This window comes from Bradyrhizobium sp. 31Argb (assembly GCF_043638955.1).
Taxonomy (GTDB): Bacteria; Pseudomonadota; Alphaproteobacteria; order Rhizobiales; family Xanthobacteraceae; genus Bradyrhizobium.
Genome location: NZ_JBEGDB010000160.1, coordinates 1 through 17715 on the forward strand (window position 1 = coordinate 1; position 17715 = coordinate 17715).

The following is a 17715-nucleotide window of genomic DNA, read 5'->3' on the forward strand; positions in this document are numbered from 1 at the left end:
GACGAAACAATCCACGAGATCTTCCTAGCCGACCAGATCAGCCCTCAGTGCGTGGTCGCCGGATGACGCTCACGATCTTCTTCGCTTTGTCGTCGGGATCGCTGATCCGGATGCCGCCCGGCGGCGGCCGCAGATAGCCGTGGAAATCGTTGATCGCGAGGATCCGCAGATCGACGGGCGAGGCGGTTTGAGCCTGGCAAGGTGCGAGGACAAATCCGGCCAGCAGCGCCAGCGCTGCAAGGATGTGATGGGTTCTCATGAGGCGAATATGGATAAGCGCGGCAACGATTTTGCGAGGTTCCGGTTCAATTCTGCTTGCGCGCAAAGAATGCCTTGAAGGCGGAGACTGCTTCCTTGGAGCGCATCCGCTCGCTGAACAGATGAGCCTCCTGGTCGATGCGCCGGGTCATGTCCTCCGGCGGCAATTTTATCAGCTTGCGGGCGATTGCGACCGCCTCGGCCGGCAGCGCGCAGATCTCGCGCGCCACTTTCCGCGCTTCCGCTTCCGTATGGCCTGGGGCCACCACCGCGTTGACGAAGCCGGCGACGCGGGCGTCCATGGTGCGGCCCATCACCAGCATCTCGAAGGCGCGCTGGTGCCCCATCGTGCGCGGCATCAGGAGGCTCGAGGCGCCCTCGGGCACCAGCCCCAGATGGATGAACGGCGTCGAGAAGGTCGCGGTGCTGCTGGCGAGCACGTAGTCGCAGTGGAACAGCATGGTGGTGCCGATGCCGATCGCGACCCCGTCGACGGCGGCGATGATCGGCTTGACGTTGTGCGCCAGCGAATAGAGGAACTTGACCGCGCCGGAGGTGCGCACCGCGTCGGGATTGGCGGTGCCCTGCTTCAGGAAATCCTCGACATCGTGGCCCGCGGTGAACACGCCCGAGCCGCCGGTGATGATGAGGCAGCGGATGTTCGGATTGTTCTGCGCGGTGTCGACCGCATCGCTCATCGCGCGATACATCTCCTCGGTGATCGCGTTCTTCTTCTCGGGCCGACGCATCGTGATCACGCGCGTTGCGGCTTCGTCTGATACGATGAGGTGCCCGGTCATCAAGCAGTCCCTTGCGGAGGCGGCCACGTTGCCGCCAGCGAACACCTCGCTATCTTACATGATCTCCGTCCGGCTCCCAATGTCCCTCACGGCTTTCCCACGCTCTTGTCATTCCGGGGTGCGTCAGGATCACGCAGGCGCGGAATCTATCGGGCCATGGGCGGAGGCGGCGGAAATGGATTCCGGGCTCGCGCTTCGCGCGCCCCGGAATGACGGAAGAAAATGCGGAATCCGTATAGGGTGGGCAAAGCGGAGCGTGCCCACCATCACGGGCGGAGTGTGAGATGGTGGGCACGGCGCTTCGCGCCTTTGCCCACCCTACAGGATGATGCGCCGCTTACCCCAACAACACCGCGTCTGCGCCGTTGATGGCCTCGGCGCTGTCGGTGACCGTCTTCTCGAGCGACGGTGCCTGGACCGTGACGTTCTCGGCGAAGAAGCGGGCCAGCGCGATATAGCGCTGCGGGTCGCCGGCCTCGCCGCCGCCTTTCACGGCGAGCGCTTCGCCGGCGAGCATGCAGCCGCCGAGCGTCGCACCGAACAGGCGCAGGTAAGGCGTGGCGCCGGCGAGCGCATCGTTCGGCGCCGAGGCGAGGCGCTCGAGCAGCCAGCGGCTCGCGCGCTCGAGGGCGCCGAGCGCATCGCGCAATTTGGCGCCGGTGGTGCCGAACGCGGGATCGTTGGAGGTTTCCACCTGCTTGACGATGGCGGAGAGCTCTTCGAGCAGCGCCCAGACCGAGGCGCCGCCATTGGCTCCGAGCTTGCGGGTGACGAGGTCGATCGACTGGATGCCGTTGGTGCCCTCATAGATCGCGGTGATGCGCGCGTCGCGATAATGCTGGGCCGCGCCGGTCTCCTCGATGAAGCCCATGCCGCCATGCACCTGCACGCCGAGATAGGCGACCTCGTTGCCGATGTCGGTGGAGAAGGCTTTCGCGATCGGCGTCAAGAGCGCGCCGCGTGCGGCGGCGTCGCTGCGCACCTTCGGATCCTTCGCGCGCGTGGAAATATCGAGTGCGACTGCGGTGGCGTAGCAGATCGCGCGCGCGGCAGCCGTCATGGCGCGCATCTGCATCAGCATGCGCTTGACGTCGGGATGCGCGATGATCGGATCCGAGCCCTCGCTCTTGCTGCCGACGGCGCGGCCCTGGCGGCGTTCCTGGGCATAGGCGAGCGCCTGCTGGTAGGCGCGGTCGGCAAGGCCGACGCCTTCGAGGCCGACCGCGAGCCGGGCCTGGTTCATCATCGTGAACATGCATCGCATGCCCTGGTTCTCTTCGCCGATCAGATAGCCGATGGCGCCGCCATGGTCGCCCATGGTCATGGTGCAGGTCGGGGAGGCGTGCATGCCGAGCTTGTGCTCGACTCCAGAGGGATAGATATCGTTGCGTGCGCCGAGCGAGCCGTCGGGATTGACCAGGAATTTCGGGATCAGGAACAGCGAGATGCCCTTGGTGCCCGCGGGTGCATCGGGCAGGCGGGCGAGCACGAAATGAACGATGTTATCGGTCATGTCGTGGTCGCCATAGGTGATGAAGATCTTGGTGCCCTTGATACGGTAGGTGCCGTCACCGGCGCGCTCGGCGCGGGTGCGCAGTGCGCCGACATCGGAGCCCGCCTGCGGCTCGGTGAGCTGCATCGTGCCGGTCCACTCGCCGGAGACGAGCTTGGCAAGGTAGATCTTCTTCAGCTCGTCGCTGCCATGGGCGTCCAGTGCCTCGATCGCGGAGAGCGTGAGCAGCGGGCAGAGGCCGAACGCCGAATTCGACGCGCTCCAGATCTCGGTGCAGGCGGCATTGATCGCGAGCGGCAGGCCCTGGCCGCCGAACGCTTCCGGGCCCGACACCGCGTTCCAGCCCGCGGCCGCCCAGCGCTGATAGGCGTCGGGCCAGCCCGGCGCGGTCGTCACCTTGCCGTCCGCGAGCTTGACGCCGTTCTGGTCGCCAACCCGGTTGAGCGGCGCCAGGACGTCGCCTGCGAACTTGCCGGCTTCTTCCAGCACCGGCTGGGCGATGTCGCCGTCGAAATCGCCGTAATGGCCGGCGGCGAGGGCGGCCTTCAGTCCGGCACCATGGTTAAGGGCAAGCAGGATGTCGTCGATCGGCGCGCGGTAGGTCATGGCGTTACTCCCCGAGGGAACATTGGCGCCGTCTTCCCACGAAACCATGCTTCCCTCAACCGTCCGGATAACCGAATTGAGGGGGAGAAACAGTTGAAATGGTCCGACTCCCTCTATAGACCGGCGTTACCAGACCGAGAGGGCTGCGGCTATGTTCCGCGCCCTCCGGACCTGGAATTGGGGCGTAGCCAAGCGGTAAGGCAGCGGATTTTGATTCCGCCATTCGGAGGTTCGATCCCTCCCGCCCCAGCCAATTGAAATCACTCGGCAATCGCGCTTTGTTCAGGGACTTCATTCTGAACGGGTTTTAGCTGCCCATTCCGAACGTCTGTCGCCATTTCGTTCGCCAGCCTGTGCGCGTGCCGTTTGCGGGTTGCTGCGAGCACGCGCTTCTCTCGGTGCGCTTCGCCTAGCCGATGTAGCTCTGCTGCGTTCGGCGTGCTGACAGTGCGCGACCCTGTCCGTCGGTCAGCTCTGTCTCCTCCAGTTCGGTCATGCCGCCGTGCCGGCAGGCGTCAAACGTGACGTGCGATGGCAATCCCAGCTTCACACGCAAGCGCTGCACCTTGTGTTGCATCGTGCTGAAACCGAACGGCTTGGCCTTACCTTCCTCGACCTCGTACAGGATCATCGGGGTGCCGAGACGCTTCAAGTGCGACAGCACCTCCTCAGCTTCCTCATAAAACTTGACGTCGCCATCTTCGAGCGGATGGTCGACGATTTCGCCCGTCTTGTGATGGTCGATGCAGCCATGTGCAAAGGTGTAGACCTCGTCTCGCGTCACGGCCGGCTTTTTCTTTTTCACACGGGTCTTCATGGTGACGCCGACCCAGGGGTTCGGAACGTCCTTCGGAAATTCGTCCGGGAAGAGGCGGCGGAAGCAGAGCACGCGCGAACTGGACGGCCCCTAGTCAACGAGCCGCCACAGTTTTAGGTGCCGTCGCAGGGAGCAGGTCGGTCACGGCATTAGCGCGCTGACCATGGCCATACCAACGACGGTTGCGGCTTTTTGGCTTGCGGGCGGGCCGGGGTTGGCGCCGGCTTTTGCGCCTGGGCGACATTGGCCGACCGCCGCGGACGCGGCAGTGGTATTCCGGGCATAACCTTTGGCTCTTCGGGGCTCAGCTTTGGCTCTTCAGGCATCACCTTTGGCGCTGAAGCGTTGGCGATCACGCGGGCAAGTTGTTCCTGGCTTGCGTTGAGGCGCTCGGTGAGCGTCTGGCTTTCGCGCGCCATCTGGATCTGGATCGCCTTGATCTCATCGATGACACTGTTGTTACGTGCCATTTCTTCCTGGCTCGCCTTGAGTTGGCTCGCGACATTTTCATTGTCGCGGACCAATTGTTCTTGCCTCTCCTTGAGCTGTTCGACCGCTTGCCTCAAGGCAGCGAGGTCGCGCGTCATCGGCTGGAGCTGCTGCGCCAAGTCGGAAGACAGGGCGACGGCAGACGGCGCGGCGTCTTTCGGCGCGACTGCTTCCGGCGGGGCCTGCGTCAGAGGTGCTGGGCCCGAGGAGGCCATCATCGCCGTATGAGCGGAGGACGACCACCACCAAGCGGCAACACCAATGGATGCTGCCAACAGAGAGCAGACGAAAGCCACATAGCGCCAATTCGCCAATTGATGAATCGTTGCCGGCGGGGCGCGAGACGTCTTCATGCTGGTCGGCGGGGCCGAAGGACTGACTCCCGCTTCGAGCGCCAGGTTCGAAAGCTGCTCCGCGATCTGCCGTTCCGCGAGCCTGTCGTCCAGCGTGGAATCCATTGGTGCTCCGTGTCCAAAATACAATGGCACCCGTGAGAGCGATCCGCGCATCTGCGCTAGCTAACGTTCAACGGGACGCAGACGGTTTTTGATCTACGAAGGTTCCCAGGGATGGGCATGCAGCTGCATGTCACGTTCGTCTTTTTTACCAGCTCGCCCCGAACTGTACCGGCGTTTTTAACGCAGCCGAGGAGCGGAACTATCTTCACGGCCGGAAATACGGAATGAACCCTGACCCTTCACGACCGTGCCGCGTTTCGTCGCTTAGAACAGCCTAGGAAGGTCAAATATGCTTTATCTTTCAATGGGAGTTGACTGACATTCTCTCCGCGCGGCGTCAACTCGCTGCAGAGCCGGAATGTTCGGGTCGGGGGCGAGTCGCTTCCCCCACGCCTTCCGATTATTTTCCACGCCAGCCTACGATCTTGTGAGATTTCATACGCTTGATGCAGCGCGAGCGGCTGTAGCGCGAAGCAAGCTATTTTCTCGGGTGGTCTATCAAGTTCCGCTGGCTAGTGCGCCGCGTTCCGCACGGCACGCGTCGACTCTGAACACGGCTTGACGCGTCGTAACAAATTAGTCTACTTATGCAAGTGACGGTTGGCCGGGTGGCAACCTGCTTTTGCCGGGGACGCCCCGAGCATTCGGATGATCGAGCGCCAGAGGAGCGACGTTGGAGGCGATCAGGATCGAGCGGCGTGACAACATCGCGCATGTCACATTGAATCGGCCCGCGGTGAAGAACGCCGTGACGCTGGCGATGTGGCGTGACTTGTCCGAAATCTTCGCGCGCTTTGCCGGCGACCGGCACGTCCGCGCGGTCGTGCTCAGGGGTGAAGGCAGGGATTTCTCCGTCGGGGCCGATATCAGCGAGTTTGACACGATCCGGGACGACAGGCGCAAGAGTGCCGACTACGAGGTCGCGGTCGATGCCTGTTCCGGCGCGATCGCAGCGCTGGGAAAGCCTGTCGTCGCAGCCATTTCCGGCTATTGTCTCGGTGGCGGCTGCCATCTCGCGCTGGCCTGCGACTTCCGCTTCGCGGATCTGACCGCAACTATCGGGATCCCGTCCGCCAAGCTCTCCATCATCTACGGCGTTCACAGCGTGCAGCGGCTGCTGGCGCTGACCGGCCTCGCGAACGCCAGACGCGTTCTCTATTCCGGCGATCGCTATCCGGCCGAGCAGGCGATGTCGATGGGACTGATCGACGAGATCCATGACGATGCCGTGCTTGCGGCCGAACGATTTTTGCAGCGCCTCGCCGCCAATGCGCCGCTCTCGATCGCGGGCGCCAAATACATGCTGAACGGGATTTCGATGGGCGCCGGGGCTCTTGATTTGACGAAGGCGCAGCAGCTCATCGATGCTGCATCCGACAGCGAGGACTTCAAAGAAGGCCGAAGAGCCTTCGCGGAAAAAAGGCCTCCGCGGTTTCGCGGCGCATGAGAATGGCCGAGCGGGGAAGGAAACCAGCCTTGGAGGGCGAGCGCGATGAAGCCTGCCAAGTTTGACTATGTCGCGCCGACGACAGTGGATGGCGCGGTCGAAGCGCTGCGTGCGGCCAATGGCGAAGGAAAGGTCCTCGCCGGCGGCCAAAGCCTGCTGCCGCTGCTGAATTTCCGGATGGCGCGGCCGGCAGTGCTTGTCGATCTCAACGGCATCAAGGAGCTGTCGTTCATCGAGCTGCGAGGTGATCGCGTCGCGATCGGCGCGTTGACGCGGCATCGCGAGATCGAGCAGTCGCCGCTGATTGCCTCAAAACTGCCGGTGATGGCAGCGGCCATGCGGCATGTGGCGCACCTTGCGATCCGCAATCGCGGCACCATCGGCGGCAGCCTGTCGCATGCCGATCCCGCGGCCGAGTTGCCGATGCTGTCCCTGTTCTATGGCGCCGAACTCAGCGTTCACGGCCCGTCGGGCCGGCGTGCCATCGCTGCGGAAGACTTCTTCGTCGACGCGCTGACCAATTGCCTGGAGCCGGAGGAGATCGTGGTGGAGATCGAATTTCCGATCCTGCAACACAACGGCTGCGCATTCGAGGAGGCGGCGCGCCGTTTCGGCGATTTCGCGCTTGCAAGCATCGCCGTCTCGGTGCGGCGGAGCGAGGCCAGAATTGACGACGCGCGCGTTGCGGTAATGGGCGTCGCTGATACGCCGCTCCGGCTCAGGGAAGTGGAACGAGAGCTTGGTGCGATCGAGGTCAATGACCAAACACCGGATCGATTTGCGGAACTCGTGACGGCCAGCGTTTCCGCCAATGGCGACCTTCACGCATCGGCCGAGTACCGCCAGCATTTGCTGGGACAGTTGGCAAGGCGCGCCATGCAGACGGCATTGAGTGAGGTGATCCGATGAGCACGAACGTATCGGTGACCGTCAACGGCACGACATACGACATCGCGGACGTCGAGCCGCGCCTGCTGCTGTCGGACTTCCTGCGCGACACACTCGGACTGACGGGGACGCATGTCGGTTGTGAGCACGGGGTTTGCGGTGCCTGCACTGTGCTGATGAATGGCGACAGTGTGCGCTCCTGCCTGACGCTTGCCGTGCAGGCCAATGGCGCCGAGATCACGACGGTGGAGGGGCTCGGAACGCCGGAAATGCTCAATGTGCTGCAGGCCCAGTTTCGTGAGCACCACGGGCTTCAATGCGGCTTCTGCACGCCCGGGATGCTGATGACGGGCGAGGATCTGCTCCGGAAATATCCGCTCGCGACCGACGACGAGATCAGGGAAGGGCTGTCGGGCAATCTCTGCCGCTGCACCGGATATCAGAACATCGTCGCGGCGATCAGGAGTGCGGCTGCGCAGCGCGCGGAGAAAACATCATGAAGCTGAATTTCCTCGCCGCCGGACGTCTTCGCATGAAGAAGAGCATCTATGTCGCCGGCGCCGACCGCAGCGAAATGATCGATCTTCCCGTGAGTAGTGCCTTGATTCGGCACAAGCAGGGCAATGTGCTGTTCGATACCGGCTGTCACCCGTCCGTGGTCGACAATGTGGAGGAGCGCTGGGGTCCGCTCGCCAAGGTCATGAAGCCGCTGATGAGCGCGAACGAGACCTTGCTGCCGAGTCTCGCCTGCGTCGGGCTGGAGCCGGACGACATCGATATCGTCGTCAATTCCCATTTCCATCCTGATCATTGCGGCTGTAATCAGTTCTTCCGCAAGGCGACGATCCTCGCTCACACCAAGGAGATCGAAGCTGCTAAGGCGCCAGGCGCCGAAACCGCAGGCTACCTGCGCGCGGATTGGGACTACGGACAGCCGATCGAGCCGCTGAACGGCGAGAAGGATGTCTTCGGGGATTCCAGCGTCGTGCTGGTGCCGCTACCGGGCCATACGCCTGGCTCGCTCGGCGCGCTGGTGAGCCTCGACCGTGATGGTCAGTTCCTGCTCGCTTCGGATGCGGTCAGCCTGCGCCGAAATCTCGATGCCGATACTCCGCCCCGCAACACCTGGAATGTCGACGAGCAATTGAAGACGTTCGCGGAAGTGCGGCGGATCGAGAAGGCCGGCGCGGCAGTGATTTGCGGCCATGACGACCAGCAATGGCAGGGCCTGCGCAAGGGGAACGATGGCTATGAGTAGCGACAGGCGTGCTCAGCCGTCGGATGTGTTGCGTCCCCGGAACGTCGGCGCGCCCATCAAGCGCACGGAGGACCCACGCCTCTTGACCGGGCGCGGCGAATATTCAGCCGACCGCAAGCCGGACCGGCCGCTTCATGTCGCCTTTCTACGGAGCGGACAGCCGCATGCGCGGATCTCCCGCATCGACGCCACCGTCGCGCAGGCAGCGCCTGGCGTGGTCGCCGTGTTCACGGCGGATGGCATCGCGGGGGACTTCAAGCCGGTGATTCCGGTCTCGCGCATGCCGAATTATTACGCGACGCCGATCCTTCCTCTTGCTTCCGGCAAGGTCCGCTATGTCGGCGAGGCCGTTGCAGCCGTCATCGCCACCTCGCGCTATCTCGCGGAGGATGCGATCGAGTTGATCGAGGTCGACTATGAGCCGCTCGGCGCGATTTCGCGCGCAGAACTCGCGGTTGCCGATGACGCGCCGCTGTTGCACGAGGAGGCGGGCAGCAACGTCCTGATCGCGCGCGAATTCAAGAAGGGCGACGTTGCCGCTGATTTGAAGGCCGCCGCGGTGAAGGTCGGCGGTCGGTTTGAAATGACCCGCAAGGCGCCTCTTGCGATGGAGCCGCGCAGCTATACGGCCGAATACGAGAAGCGACGCGACGCCATCACGCTTTACACGTCGTCGAACATTCCCGGGATCGTCCGTGACGCAATTTCCGAGTCGCTCGGCCTTCCCGGTCATCGCCTGCGCGTGGTGGCGCCCGATGTTGGCGGAAGTTTCGGTTCGAAGGGCTCGCTCTATCCGGAGGAACTCCTGATCTGCATCGCGGCGCGCAAGCTCGGCCGCTCGCTCAAATGGACGGCGGATCGCCTGGAAGATGTCAGCAGCTCCAGCCAGGCCTTTGCCGAGATCGTCGATGCCGAAATGGGATTCGACGCAAACGGCGTTGCGACCTCGCTGCAGGCCGATGTCATCGGCGATGTCGGAGCCTATTCGATCTATCCGTGGACGTGCGGGCTCGAGCCGGTCCAGGTCGTCAGCTTCCTTCCCGGCCCCTACAAGATCGCCTCCTATCGGGGTGTCGTGCGCGGCGTCGCCACCTGCAAGCCGCCGACCGGTCCCTATCGCGGAGTAGGCCGGCCGATCTCCGCCTTCGTCACCGAACGTTTGATGGATCTTGGCGCGAGGGTGCTTGGCCTCGATCCGCTCGAGATCAGGCGCCGCAATCTGGTGCAGCCCGACGAATTCCCGTATCGGATTGCGTCCGGCATCATCTGGGACAAGACGGGTTTCGTCGAATGCCTGGACGCGGCTGCCGAGGCTGCCGGTTACGAACAGCTCCGCGCCCAACAAACAGATGCGCGCAAGCAGGGACGCCTGTTCGGCATCGGCATCGCCAGCTATGCCGAGTTGACCGGAATTGGTTCGCGGATCGCGGTGGCGCCGGGAATGCCGATCAATACCGGCTCGGAGACGGCGAAGATCACCATTGACTCGACCGGCGCCATCACCGCGGCTTTCGGGGTCGCCTCTCACGGGCAGGGGCTCGAAACCACGCTGGCCCAGATCGTCGCCGACGATCTCGGCGCAAGGTTCGAGGATGTCCGCGTGATCCAGGGCGACAGCGATGAGGTGCCGATGTCGACCGGCACTTATGCGAGCCGGAGCGCCGTGCTAGGCGGCGGCGCGGCCAAGCATGCGTCGTTTCTGCTGCGGGACAAGATCAGGCGCGTCGCCTCGTATCTCCTGGAAGCCAATCAGGACGATATCGACGTCAGCGACGGCAAGGCCGTCGTCATCGGCACTGATCGCGCGGTGACGTTCAAGCAAGTCGCGAAGGCCGTCTATTCCGACATGAAGACCTTGCCGGTCGAAGCGCGCGAGGAATTGAGCGCGGCCTACACCTACGATCCCATCAATGGAACGACCGCGGCAGCCACCCACATCGCCGCGGTGGAGATCGACCCGGCGACGTGCTTCGTACGAATTCTGAAATACGTGGTCGCAGAGGATTGCGGGAAGATCATCAATCCGATGATCGTTGACGGCCAGGTGCATGGCGGCGTGGCGCAGGGCATCGGCGCGGCGCTGTTCGAGGAATTGATCTACGACGATGACGCTCAGCTCCTGAGCGCGAGCCTGGTCGACTACGTGATCCCCTCCGCACCCGAAGTGCCGGTCATGGACGTCGTCCATATCGAAAGCGAGTCGGCGGTGGCCGGCGGATTCCGCGGCATGGGCGAGGGCGGCACGATCGGCGCACCGGCTGCCGTCGCGAACGCGATCGCCGACGCGCTGTCGCCGCTCGATATCGATGTTTCCATTCTTCCGATGACTCCAGAACGCATCTTTCGGCTCCTGGAGCAGGCCAGGCTCAAATCAAGAGGACAAGCTGATGAGTGATCTCAAGGGACGTGTCGCCCTCGTGACGGGAGGCGGACGGGACGTCGGCGCCGCCATCTCGAAGATGCTGGCGGAAAAGGGCGCGAGCGTCGCGGTCAACTATCACAGCTCGAAGGCCGAGGCTGAGGCTGTTGTCGCCGAGATTGCAAAGAGCGGCGGCAAGGCCAAGGCCTATCAAGCGGATATTTCGGACGCCGACGTCGTCAGGAAAATGGTCGAGAGCATCAGGAGCGATTTCGGCGGACTCGACATCCTCGTCAACAACGCCGGATTGGTGTTCCGCAAGCGCTTCAGCGAAAGCACGCCCGAGGACTGGAAGAAGCAGATCGACACCTGCCTCTACGGCGCGCTGAACTGTTCCCACAGCGCCGGACCGCTGCTGGAGGCATCAGGTCGCGGCCGCATCATCTCCATCATGGGAGACTCCTCGCGGGTCGGCGAGTCCGGTCTTGCGCTCGCGGCCGCCGCGCGCGCCGGCACGATCGCGCTGATGAAATCGCTCGCCCGCGAATGGGGACGTTCGGGCGTCACCGCCAATTCGATCTCGCTCGGCCTTATCGAGACCGCACACGACAAGACATGGGTGGACGCCAACCGCGACAAGCTGGTCAAGGCCTACGCCATCCGCCGGCTGGGATTGCCGTCCGACGTTGCGCCGCTGGTGACGCTGCTCGCATCCGATGCCGGAAGCTGGATCACCGGACAGGTGATCAGCGTCAACGGTGGATACAGCATGGTCTAGGAGAACGACGATGCTGCAGGTTGATTTGATCGCGCCGATCGCAACTCTCCTCGATCGTCACGCCAAACAGCGGCCCGGGAACGTGGCGTATTCGGATTCGTCGCGGGAGGTGACGTATGCGAACCTCGCCGAACACACCGCTGCGATCGCGGCCAATCTGGCGAAGGCCGGGCTGAAGGAAAGCGGCAAGGTTGCGATCTATCTGCCGAACGGCGTCGACTGGATCGAAGCCTGCTTCGCGGCCTTGCGCGCCGGCGCGGTCGTGGTGCCCATCAGCTTCGATGCGGCGGAAGGCGAGATCAGCTATCGCCTGACCGATGCCGGCTGCAGTCTTGTCATCACCGCGGCCGCAAGGAAGGAGCTAATTGGCAAGATCTGCCGTGATGCCGGAATCTCGCCGACAATCATGTTTGCCGGCACCGACGCGGCGAAAGCGGGGATGGCGCTGGCTGACCTCGCAACAGGCAGCGCCGCCAGGCCACTCGATCCCGACGATATCGACCGTTCTTCCTTTATCATCTACACCTCCGGCACGACGGGCCGGGCCAAGGGCGTGTTGCTATCGCTGCGCAGTATGCTGTGGATCGCCGCCTCATGCTGGGCGCCGATCTGCGAGCTGACCGAGAAAGACGTCGTTCTGTCGCCGCTACCGCTGTTCCACTCCTATGGTCTCAATCTCTCGGTGCTCACCGTGCTCGCGGTCGGCGCGAGCGAGCACATCATGGAGAGGTTCTCGCCGCAGCAGGCGCTCGATCTCCTGCAGACCGGGAAATATTCCGTTCTGCCCGGCGTGCCGACGATGTTCCACTATCTCCTGCATCGTGCGCAGGAGACCGGCGTCGAACGCCTCGGGTCCATCCGCCTCTGCATCTCCGCCGGCGCCATCATGCCGGCGACGCTGAACAAGGCGCTCGAGGAGCACTTCAACACGCGGCTGCTCGATGGCTACGGCATCACCGAAACCTCCACTATGGTCACCATGAACTGGCTGCACGGCGCGAGGCCGATGGGCTCATGCGGGCTGCCTGTGCTCGGCCTCGCCGTGCGTATCGTCGATCCATCTTCGCTCGAGGATGTCGCTATCGGGGAGGAGGGCGAGCTGATCGTGCGCGGACCGAACCTGATGCGCGGTTATCACAACAAGCCCGCGGAGACGGCGTCCGCGTTGCGCAAGGGCTGGTACCATACGGGCGATCTCGCGAAATCGGACGCCAGCGGTTACCTCACGATCACGGGCCGCATCAAGGAGCTGATCATCCGCGGCGGCCAGAACATCGCGCCAGCGGAGATCGAGGAAGTCGTGGTGCGGCACCCGCAGGTGACCGATTGCGCGGTCGTCGGCATCAAGCACGCGACGCTCGGCGAAGTGCCGTGTCTGTTCGTCGTGGCCAAGACCAATGAGCTGGATGTTGCTTCGCTGATGGCCCACTGCAAGGCCCACCTCTCATCCTACAAGATCCCCGAAGCCACCCATCTCGTGTCGGAGATCCCGCGCACAAGCTCGGGGAAGATCATGCGCTTCAAGCTGGTCGAGGCGTTGGGCCGGGCGTAATCCGCCAATCAGGAGTCGACGGAGCGCGGTCCCAGGGCGCCAAAGGCCTTGGGATCGTAGGTCAGCTTGTAGCGCATGTCGGCGGCGACGATCGGCTGCTTGCAGCGGTCGCAATTCACCGATGCATGAAAAACGTGGCCGCAGGTGAGGTGGGTGAGCAGCAGCGGCGGCTTGCCTTTCGACAGCCAACGGTCGCCCCATTGCAGCATGGTGATGAAGGGGCCGTAGAGGTCACGCCCCATGTCGGTGAGGAGATATTCATAGCGATCGGGCGAGCTTTGATATTGCCTGCGGTAGAACACGCCGCTTGCGACAAGCCGGTTCAGCCGGTCGGTCAGAATATTCGGTGCGATCTCGAGCTCGGTCAGGATCTTGTCGTAGCGGCGATTGCCGAAGAAGCCCTCGCGCACGACCATAAAACTCCATTTGTCGCCGATGATCTCCAGCGCGCGCGACACCGAGCTCGGACGGCCGAGCGAGAAGCGGCTGCCGTCGGAGGCGCGCCTGGTGTTGCGGCCGGCCTTGGCCGGATGGCGCCCGGCGCCCGGCCCATCGCGATACTTCGCATCTCGTGCGGTGACGCGTTCGCCGCAATGCGAGCACGCAACGATCGGATGACTGTCGCAACCGCAGCTCATGTGGACCAGCGTCAGCGGCGCGGGCCTGCCGCCGGCAAGCCAGCGGTCGCCGAACTGCATCAGGGCGATGAAGCTCGGATAGAGATCAAAGCCCATCTTGGTCAGACGATATTCCTTGCGCAGCGACGATCCTGGCGCGACCTGCCGAAAGATCGCAAGCTGCGTCAGCTTGCGCAGGCGATCGGTCAGTGTCGCGCGGGGAATCCCGAGTGCCGTGCGAAAGGCCTCGAACGTCTGCGCGCCGAAGAACGCCTCGCGGATGATCAGGAACGCCCAGGCGTCGGAGACGATGTCGAGCGTGCGCGCGACCGAACAATTCCGCTCGCGCCGGGCGGTGCCGACCTGAGCTTTACCGGCCTGGGCTTTGCTCGCCTTCGCAGCCGGCCGGGCCGATGGCTTCGTCGTCTGGAGCTTCGCGGTGGCAGGCATTCCCTGGACAATCCGTCTGCGCAGCCGCCATTCGCGGGCCGCCTTCTAAAGTCGGGGCCCGTTTAACACATCGGCGCGATTGACTCCCTCGAAAAATCAGTCTAGTTACGCATGTAACAAAAGTCTAGTTATGCATGTAATAAGCGGATCGCACCGCGTCCATTTTCCCTGGGAGGAACCTCATGAAGGCCGGAGTGCAGAAATTCCTGGTCGCAGCCGCGGCGATAGTCGTTTTCGCAAACCCTGCCGGCGCCCAGAGCCTCGCGATGTCCGACGGTGCCGTGAAGATCGGCGTGCTCACGGATATGTCGGGCCAGTTCTCCCACGAGTCCGGCGAGGGAGCCGTGACGGCAGTGAAGATGGCTGTCGAGGACTTTGGCGGCAAGGTGCTGGGGAAACCGATCGAGGTGCTGGTCGCCGATCATCAGAACAAGCCGGACACGGCTTCCGGACTGGCGCGCAAATGGTTCGATGTCGATCACGTCGACATGGTCGCCAACCTGATCAATTCCTCGATCGCGCTCACCGTCTCCCAGCTAGCGAAAGAGAAGAACAGGATCGCCATCATCAACGGCTCGGGATCGTCGCGCCTCACCAATGATGCCTGCACGCCCAACAGCGTTCACTATGTCTACGACACCTACGCGCTCGCGCGCGGCACGGGCAGCGCGCTGCTGAAGGCCGGTCAGAAGAGCTGGTACTTCCTCACCGCGGACTACGCCTTTGGACATGCGCTGGAGGCCGATACCTCCGCGGTCGTGAAGGGCCTGGGTGGAGAGATCGTCGGGTTGACACGGTACCCGATCGAGACATTCGATCAATCCTCATTCCTGCTGCAAGCACAGGCGTCAAAGGCTCAGGTCATCGGCCTTGCGGGCTCGGGCACCGTCCTGGTGAATGCGATCAAATCCGCGCAGGAGTTCGGGATCACTAAGGGAGGGCAGACGCTTGCAGGATTGCTCGTCTGGATCACCGATATCAAGAGCCTCGGACTGAGCTCAGCGCAGGGGCTCGTGCTGACGAACGCCTTCTATTGGGATCGCGATGACGAGACGCGCGCATGGTCCAGGCGCTTCTTCGAGCGCATGAAGCGGATGCCGCACATGGGCGACGCCGGCGACTACTCCTCGACCATCCACTATCTCAAGGCGATCGAGGCGGCCGGCACCGACGAGGCCCAGGCCGTGATGAGCAGAATGCGGGAAATTCCAGTCAACGACTTCTTCGCCAAGAACGGCCGCATCCGCGAGGACGGGCGCATGGTGCACGACATGTATGTGTACGAGGTGAAGAAGCCGTCGGAGTCCAAGGGCGATTGGGATTACTACAAGCTCCGCGAGGTGATCCCCGGCGACCAGGCGTTCCGCCCGCTCAAGGACAGCGTCTGCCCGCTGGTCAAGAAGGGGTAAGTCTGGATGGATCAGGACGTCGCCGCCAATGGTCTCGCCACTCTAACCCGGGAGCCGATCCGTACCGGCGCCGACTATATCGCGAGCTTGAGGGGCCGGAAGCTCAGGGTTTATCTGATGGGCGAGGCGGTCACGGAGCCGGTCGACCATCCGATCATCCGGCCCTCGATCAACGCGGTGGCCGAAACCTACGACCTCGCCAACGACAATCCGGAACTTGCAGCGGCGCTCTCGCCATTGACCGGCGAGCGCATCAACCGCTTCCTGCATATCGCGACCAGCCCCGGTGATCTCGTGATGCAGAACAAGATGCAGCGCCGGCTCGGACAGTTGACGGGCACCTGCTTCCAGCGCTGCGTCGGCATGGACGCGCTGAACGCGCTGCATTCGGTGACCTATGATCTGGATCAGAAGCACGGCACCGGTTACCACGGCCGGTTCAAAGAGTTCCTGGCCCGGATCCAGAGGTCGAACCTCGTGATCGGCGGCGCGATGACCGACGTGAAGGGTGATCGTGGCAAGTCGCCTTCGGAGCAGGCCGATCCCGATCTCTTCGTCCACGTCACACGGCGCACGCTGCAGGGCGTCTATATCAGTGGCGCCAAGGCGCATCAGACCGGCTGCATAAACTCGCACTGGCTTATCATCATGCCGACGATGAGGCTGGAGGTGGACGACAAGGACTATGCGATCGTCGGCGCCGTGCCGGTGGATGCGAAAGGCATCACCTATATCTACGGCCGGCAATCCTGCGACACCCGTAGCGCCGAGGACGGCGACATCGACGCTGGCAATGCGCGGTTTGCCGGCCAGGAAGCAATGATCGTGTTCGAGGATGTGTTCATTCCCTTCGAGCACATCTTCATGGACAGCGAGGCGGAGTTCGCGGCCTCGCTGGTCGAGCGCTTCACCTGCTATCACCGTCGCAGCTATGTCTGCAAAACCGGCGTCGGCGATGTCCTGATCGGCGCGGCGGCGACGATTGCCGACTATAACGGTGTCGAACGCGCGTCCCATATCCGCAACAAGCTCGTCGAGATGACCCATCTCAACGAGACGATCTACGGCACAGGCGTCGCGGCGAGCCATCAGGGTACGGAGATGAAATCCGGCGCCTATCTGCCGGACGAGATGCTCGCGAACGTCTGCAAGCACCACGTCACGCGGCTGCCTTACGAGATCGGCCGGCTGGCGCAGGACCTCGCTGGCGGACTGATGGTGACCTTGCCGTCGGAGCGAGAGCTCAGGCATGAAACGGTCGGTCCGATGATCGAAAAGTACCTGAAGGGGCGGTCCGAGATCGCAACTGAAGACAGGATCCGCATTCTGCGCTTGGTGGAGAACATGACGCTCGGCAGGAATGCCGTGGGCTATCTGACCGAATCCATGCATGGGGCGGGTTCGCCGCAAGCCCAGCGCATCCAGATCGCCCGCGCGATGCAGATCGAGTTCAAGAAGGAACTGGCCAGGACACTGGCCGGCATCGCCTCCGCATCCCGCGCCGAGATCACCGACGATCTGGTGACCTACATGGCGAGGGTGTTCGCACCCGTTCCCGCCCGAGCGCGCACGCGCTGAGAGAACTCCAATGGCAATGACCATGAGCGGAGAGATCCAGCTTGCCGCCCCGAGGGTTGTGGTGTGGGCCAAGCTGAACGATCCTGAGGTTCTGAAAGCCTGTATTCCCGGCTGCGAGGAATTGGAGAAGACCGATGATCAGGGCTTTCGTGCGGTTGCCAGGATGAAGGTCGGCCCCGTGTCCGCGCGATTCAGAGGGAAGGTCGCCTTGAGCGATCTCGACCCGCCGAAAGGCTACAAGATTTCGGGAGAAGGTGAGGGTGGTGTGGCCGGCTTTGCGAAGGGCAGTGCCAAAGTCGATCTGCTCGAACGCGACGGCGGTACCCTGTTGAGCTATCACGTCGATGCACAGATCGGAGGGAAGCTAGGCCGTGTGGACTCTTGGGATTCTCAAATCAGATTGAACGTGATTCAAGGCTTTCTTTTAGGAGGAAGCCT

15 protein-coding genes, 1 tRNA gene and 1 pseudogene are annotated in these 17715 nt (G+C 63.2%); 11 read left to right on the forward strand and 6 right to left on the reverse strand.

Going from position 1 to position 17715, the window contains the following annotated elements; all coding sequences use genetic code 11:
- Positions 1 to 73: 73 nt before the first annotated feature.
- The 3 genes and pseudogenes from AAFX91_RS26295 to AAFX91_RS26305 all read right to left on the reverse strand — a co-directional run.
- Positions 74 to 259 (reverse strand): annotated as a pseudogene (locus tag AAFX91_RS26295) (bifunctional metallophosphatase/5'-nucleotidase); the annotation flags it as partial.
- A 46-nt stretch (positions 260 to 305) separates the two neighbouring features.
- On the reverse strand, positions 306 to 1058 hold the full coding sequence (locus AAFX91_RS26300) for an enoyl-CoA hydratase-related protein (protein ID WP_394568597.1): 753 nt from the start codon (positions 1056 to 1058) through the stop codon (positions 306 to 308).
- 337 nt (positions 1059 to 1395) lie between these two features.
- Positions 1396 to 3177, reverse strand: a complete 1782-nt coding sequence (locus AAFX91_RS26305) for an acyl-CoA dehydrogenase (protein ID WP_130583869.1) — start codon at positions 3175 to 3177, stop codon at positions 1396 to 1398.
- Between the two features lie 178 nt (positions 3178 to 3355).
- Here AAFX91_RS26305 and AAFX91_RS26310 point away from each other — a divergent pair.
- Positions 3356 to 3430: transfer RNA gene (locus tag AAFX91_RS26310), tRNA-Gln, on the forward strand.
- A gap of 156 nt (positions 3431 to 3586) precedes the next feature.
- Here AAFX91_RS26310 and AAFX91_RS26315 read toward each other — a convergent pair.
- Positions 3587 to 3994 (reverse strand): hypothetical protein, encoded by a 408-nt coding sequence (locus AAFX91_RS26315; protein ID WP_394568598.1) that lies wholly within the window; start codon positions 3992 to 3994, stop codon positions 3587 to 3589.
- Positions 3995 to 4143: 149 nt separating this feature from the next.
- A complete protein-coding gene (locus AAFX91_RS26320) occupies positions 4144 to 4941 on the reverse strand; it encodes a hypothetical protein (protein ID WP_394568599.1) in 798 nt (265 codons plus the stop codon).
- A gap of 673 nt (positions 4942 to 5614) precedes the next feature.
- Between AAFX91_RS26320 and AAFX91_RS26325 the strand changes: the two genes are divergently transcribed.
- The 7 genes from AAFX91_RS26325 to AAFX91_RS26355 are packed head-to-tail and all read left to right on the forward strand — an operon-like array spanning position 5615 to position 13223.
- Entirely contained in the window at positions 5615 to 6388 is a 774-nt protein-coding gene (locus AAFX91_RS26325; RefSeq protein ID WP_394568600.1) for an enoyl-CoA hydratase/isomerase family protein, read from the forward strand.
- Positions 6389 to 6433: 45 nt separating this feature from the next.
- Complete coding sequence (locus AAFX91_RS26330; RefSeq protein ID WP_130582621.1) at positions 6434 to 7297, forward strand: xanthine dehydrogenase family protein subunit M; 864 nt, start codon at positions 6434 to 6436, stop codon at positions 7295 to 7297.
- Positions 7294 to 7776, forward strand: coding sequence for a (2Fe-2S)-binding protein (locus tag AAFX91_RS26335; RefSeq protein ID WP_130582622.1), 483 nt, complete (start codon positions 7294 to 7296; stop codon positions 7774 to 7776). The genes AAFX91_RS26330 and AAFX91_RS26335 overlap by 4 nt, the downstream gene beginning before the upstream one ends.
- Positions 7773 to 8534, forward strand: coding sequence for an N-acyl homoserine lactonase family protein (locus tag AAFX91_RS26340; protein ID WP_130582623.1), 762 nt, complete (start codon positions 7773 to 7775; stop codon positions 8532 to 8534). The genes AAFX91_RS26335 and AAFX91_RS26340 overlap by 4 nt, the downstream gene beginning before the upstream one ends.
- Positions 8527 to 10929: a xanthine dehydrogenase family protein molybdopterin-binding subunit gene (locus tag AAFX91_RS26345; protein WP_394568601.1), complete on the forward strand. Its 2403-nt coding sequence runs from the start codon at positions 8527 to 8529 to the stop codon at positions 10927 to 10929. The genes AAFX91_RS26340 and AAFX91_RS26345 overlap by 8 nt, the downstream gene beginning before the upstream one ends.
- On the forward strand, positions 10922 to 11671 hold the full coding sequence (locus AAFX91_RS26350; protein ID WP_245475780.1) for an SDR family NAD(P)-dependent oxidoreductase: 750 nt from the start codon (positions 10922 to 10924) through the stop codon (positions 11669 to 11671). Before AAFX91_RS26345 ends, AAFX91_RS26350 begins: the two co-directional genes overlap by 8 nt.
- Positions 11672 to 11681: 10 nt before the next feature.
- Positions 11682 to 13223 carry a class I adenylate-forming enzyme family protein gene (locus AAFX91_RS26355; RefSeq protein ID WP_394568602.1) on the forward strand — a complete coding sequence of 514 codons (1542 nt, stop codon included), beginning with the start codon at positions 11682 to 11684 and terminating at the stop codon, positions 13221 to 13223.
- An 8-nt stretch (positions 13224 to 13231) separates the two neighbouring features.
- Here AAFX91_RS26355 and AAFX91_RS26360 read toward each other — a convergent pair whose 3' ends face one another.
- On the reverse strand, positions 13232 to 14290 hold the full coding sequence (locus AAFX91_RS26360; protein ID WP_130577854.1) for a helix-turn-helix domain-containing protein: 1059 nt from the start codon (positions 14288 to 14290) through the stop codon (positions 13232 to 13234).
- 182 nt (positions 14291 to 14472) lie between these two features.
- On the opposite strand from AAFX91_RS26360, the gene AAFX91_RS26365 reads away from it, so the two are divergent.
- The 3 genes from AAFX91_RS26365 to AAFX91_RS26375 all read left to right on the forward strand — a co-directional run.
- A complete protein-coding gene (locus AAFX91_RS26365) occupies positions 14473 to 15699 on the forward strand; it encodes an ABC transporter substrate-binding protein (protein WP_394568603.1) in 1227 nt (408 codons plus the stop codon).
- A 6-nt stretch (positions 15700 to 15705) separates the two neighbouring features.
- Positions 15706 to 17277, forward strand: coding sequence for a 4-hydroxyphenylacetate 3-hydroxylase family protein (locus AAFX91_RS26370; protein ID WP_394568604.1), 1572 nt, complete (start codon positions 15706 to 15708; stop codon positions 17275 to 17277).
- 10 nt (positions 17278 to 17287) lie between these two features.
- The coding region (locus AAFX91_RS26375) for a carbon monoxide dehydrogenase subunit G (protein WP_394568605.1) at positions 17288 to 17715 on the forward strand (428 nt) is incomplete at its 3' end.

What these genes read in the sequence shown, in the direction of transcription:
- AAFX91_RS26315 (WP_394568598.1), bottom strand. Translation starts at nt 3,994, where the DNA reads ATGAAGACCCGTGTGAAAAAGAAAAAGCCGGCCGTGACGCGAGACGAG.
- AAFX91_RS26330 (WP_130582621.1), top strand. Translation starts at nt 6,434, where the DNA reads ATGAAGCCTGCCAAGTTTGACTATGTCGCGCCGACGACAGTGGATGGC.
- AAFX91_RS26305 (WP_130583869.1), bottom strand. Translation starts at nt 3,177, where the DNA reads ATGACCTACCGCGCGCCGATCGACGACATCCTGCTTGCCCTTAACCAT.
- AAFX91_RS26345 (WP_394568601.1), top strand. Translation starts at nt 8,527, where the DNA reads ATGAGTAGCGACAGGCGTGCTCAGCCGTCGGATGTGTTGCGTCCCCGG.
- AAFX91_RS26335 (WP_130582622.1), top strand. Translation starts at nt 7,294, where the DNA reads ATGAGCACGAACGTATCGGTGACCGTCAACGGCACGACATACGACATC.
- AAFX91_RS26300 (WP_394568597.1), bottom strand. Translation starts at nt 1,058, where the DNA reads ATGACCGGGCACCTCATCGTATCAGACGAAGCCGCAACGCGCGTGATC.
- AAFX91_RS26360 (WP_130577854.1), bottom strand. Translation starts at nt 14,290, where the DNA reads ATGCCTGCCACCGCGAAGCTCCAGACGACGAAGCCATCGGCCCGGCCG.
- AAFX91_RS26355 (WP_394568602.1), top strand. Translation starts at nt 11,682, where the DNA reads ATGCTGCAGGTTGATTTGATCGCGCCGATCGCAACTCTCCTCGATCGT.
- AAFX91_RS26340 (WP_130582623.1), top strand. Translation starts at nt 7,773, where the DNA reads ATGAAGCTGAATTTCCTCGCCGCCGGACGTCTTCGCATGAAGAAGAGC.
- AAFX91_RS26365 (WP_394568603.1), top strand. Translation starts at nt 14,473, where the DNA reads ATGAAGGCCGGAGTGCAGAAATTCCTGGTCGCAGCCGCGGCGATAGTC.
- AAFX91_RS26350 (WP_245475780.1), top strand. Translation starts at nt 10,922, where the DNA reads ATGAGTGATCTCAAGGGACGTGTCGCCCTCGTGACGGGAGGCGGACGG.
- AAFX91_RS26370 (WP_394568604.1), top strand. Translation starts at nt 15,706, where the DNA reads ATGGATCAGGACGTCGCCGCCAATGGTCTCGCCACTCTAACCCGGGAG.
- AAFX91_RS26320 (WP_394568599.1), bottom strand. Translation starts at nt 4,941, where the DNA reads ATGGATTCCACGCTGGACGACAGGCTCGCGGAACGGCAGATCGCGGAG.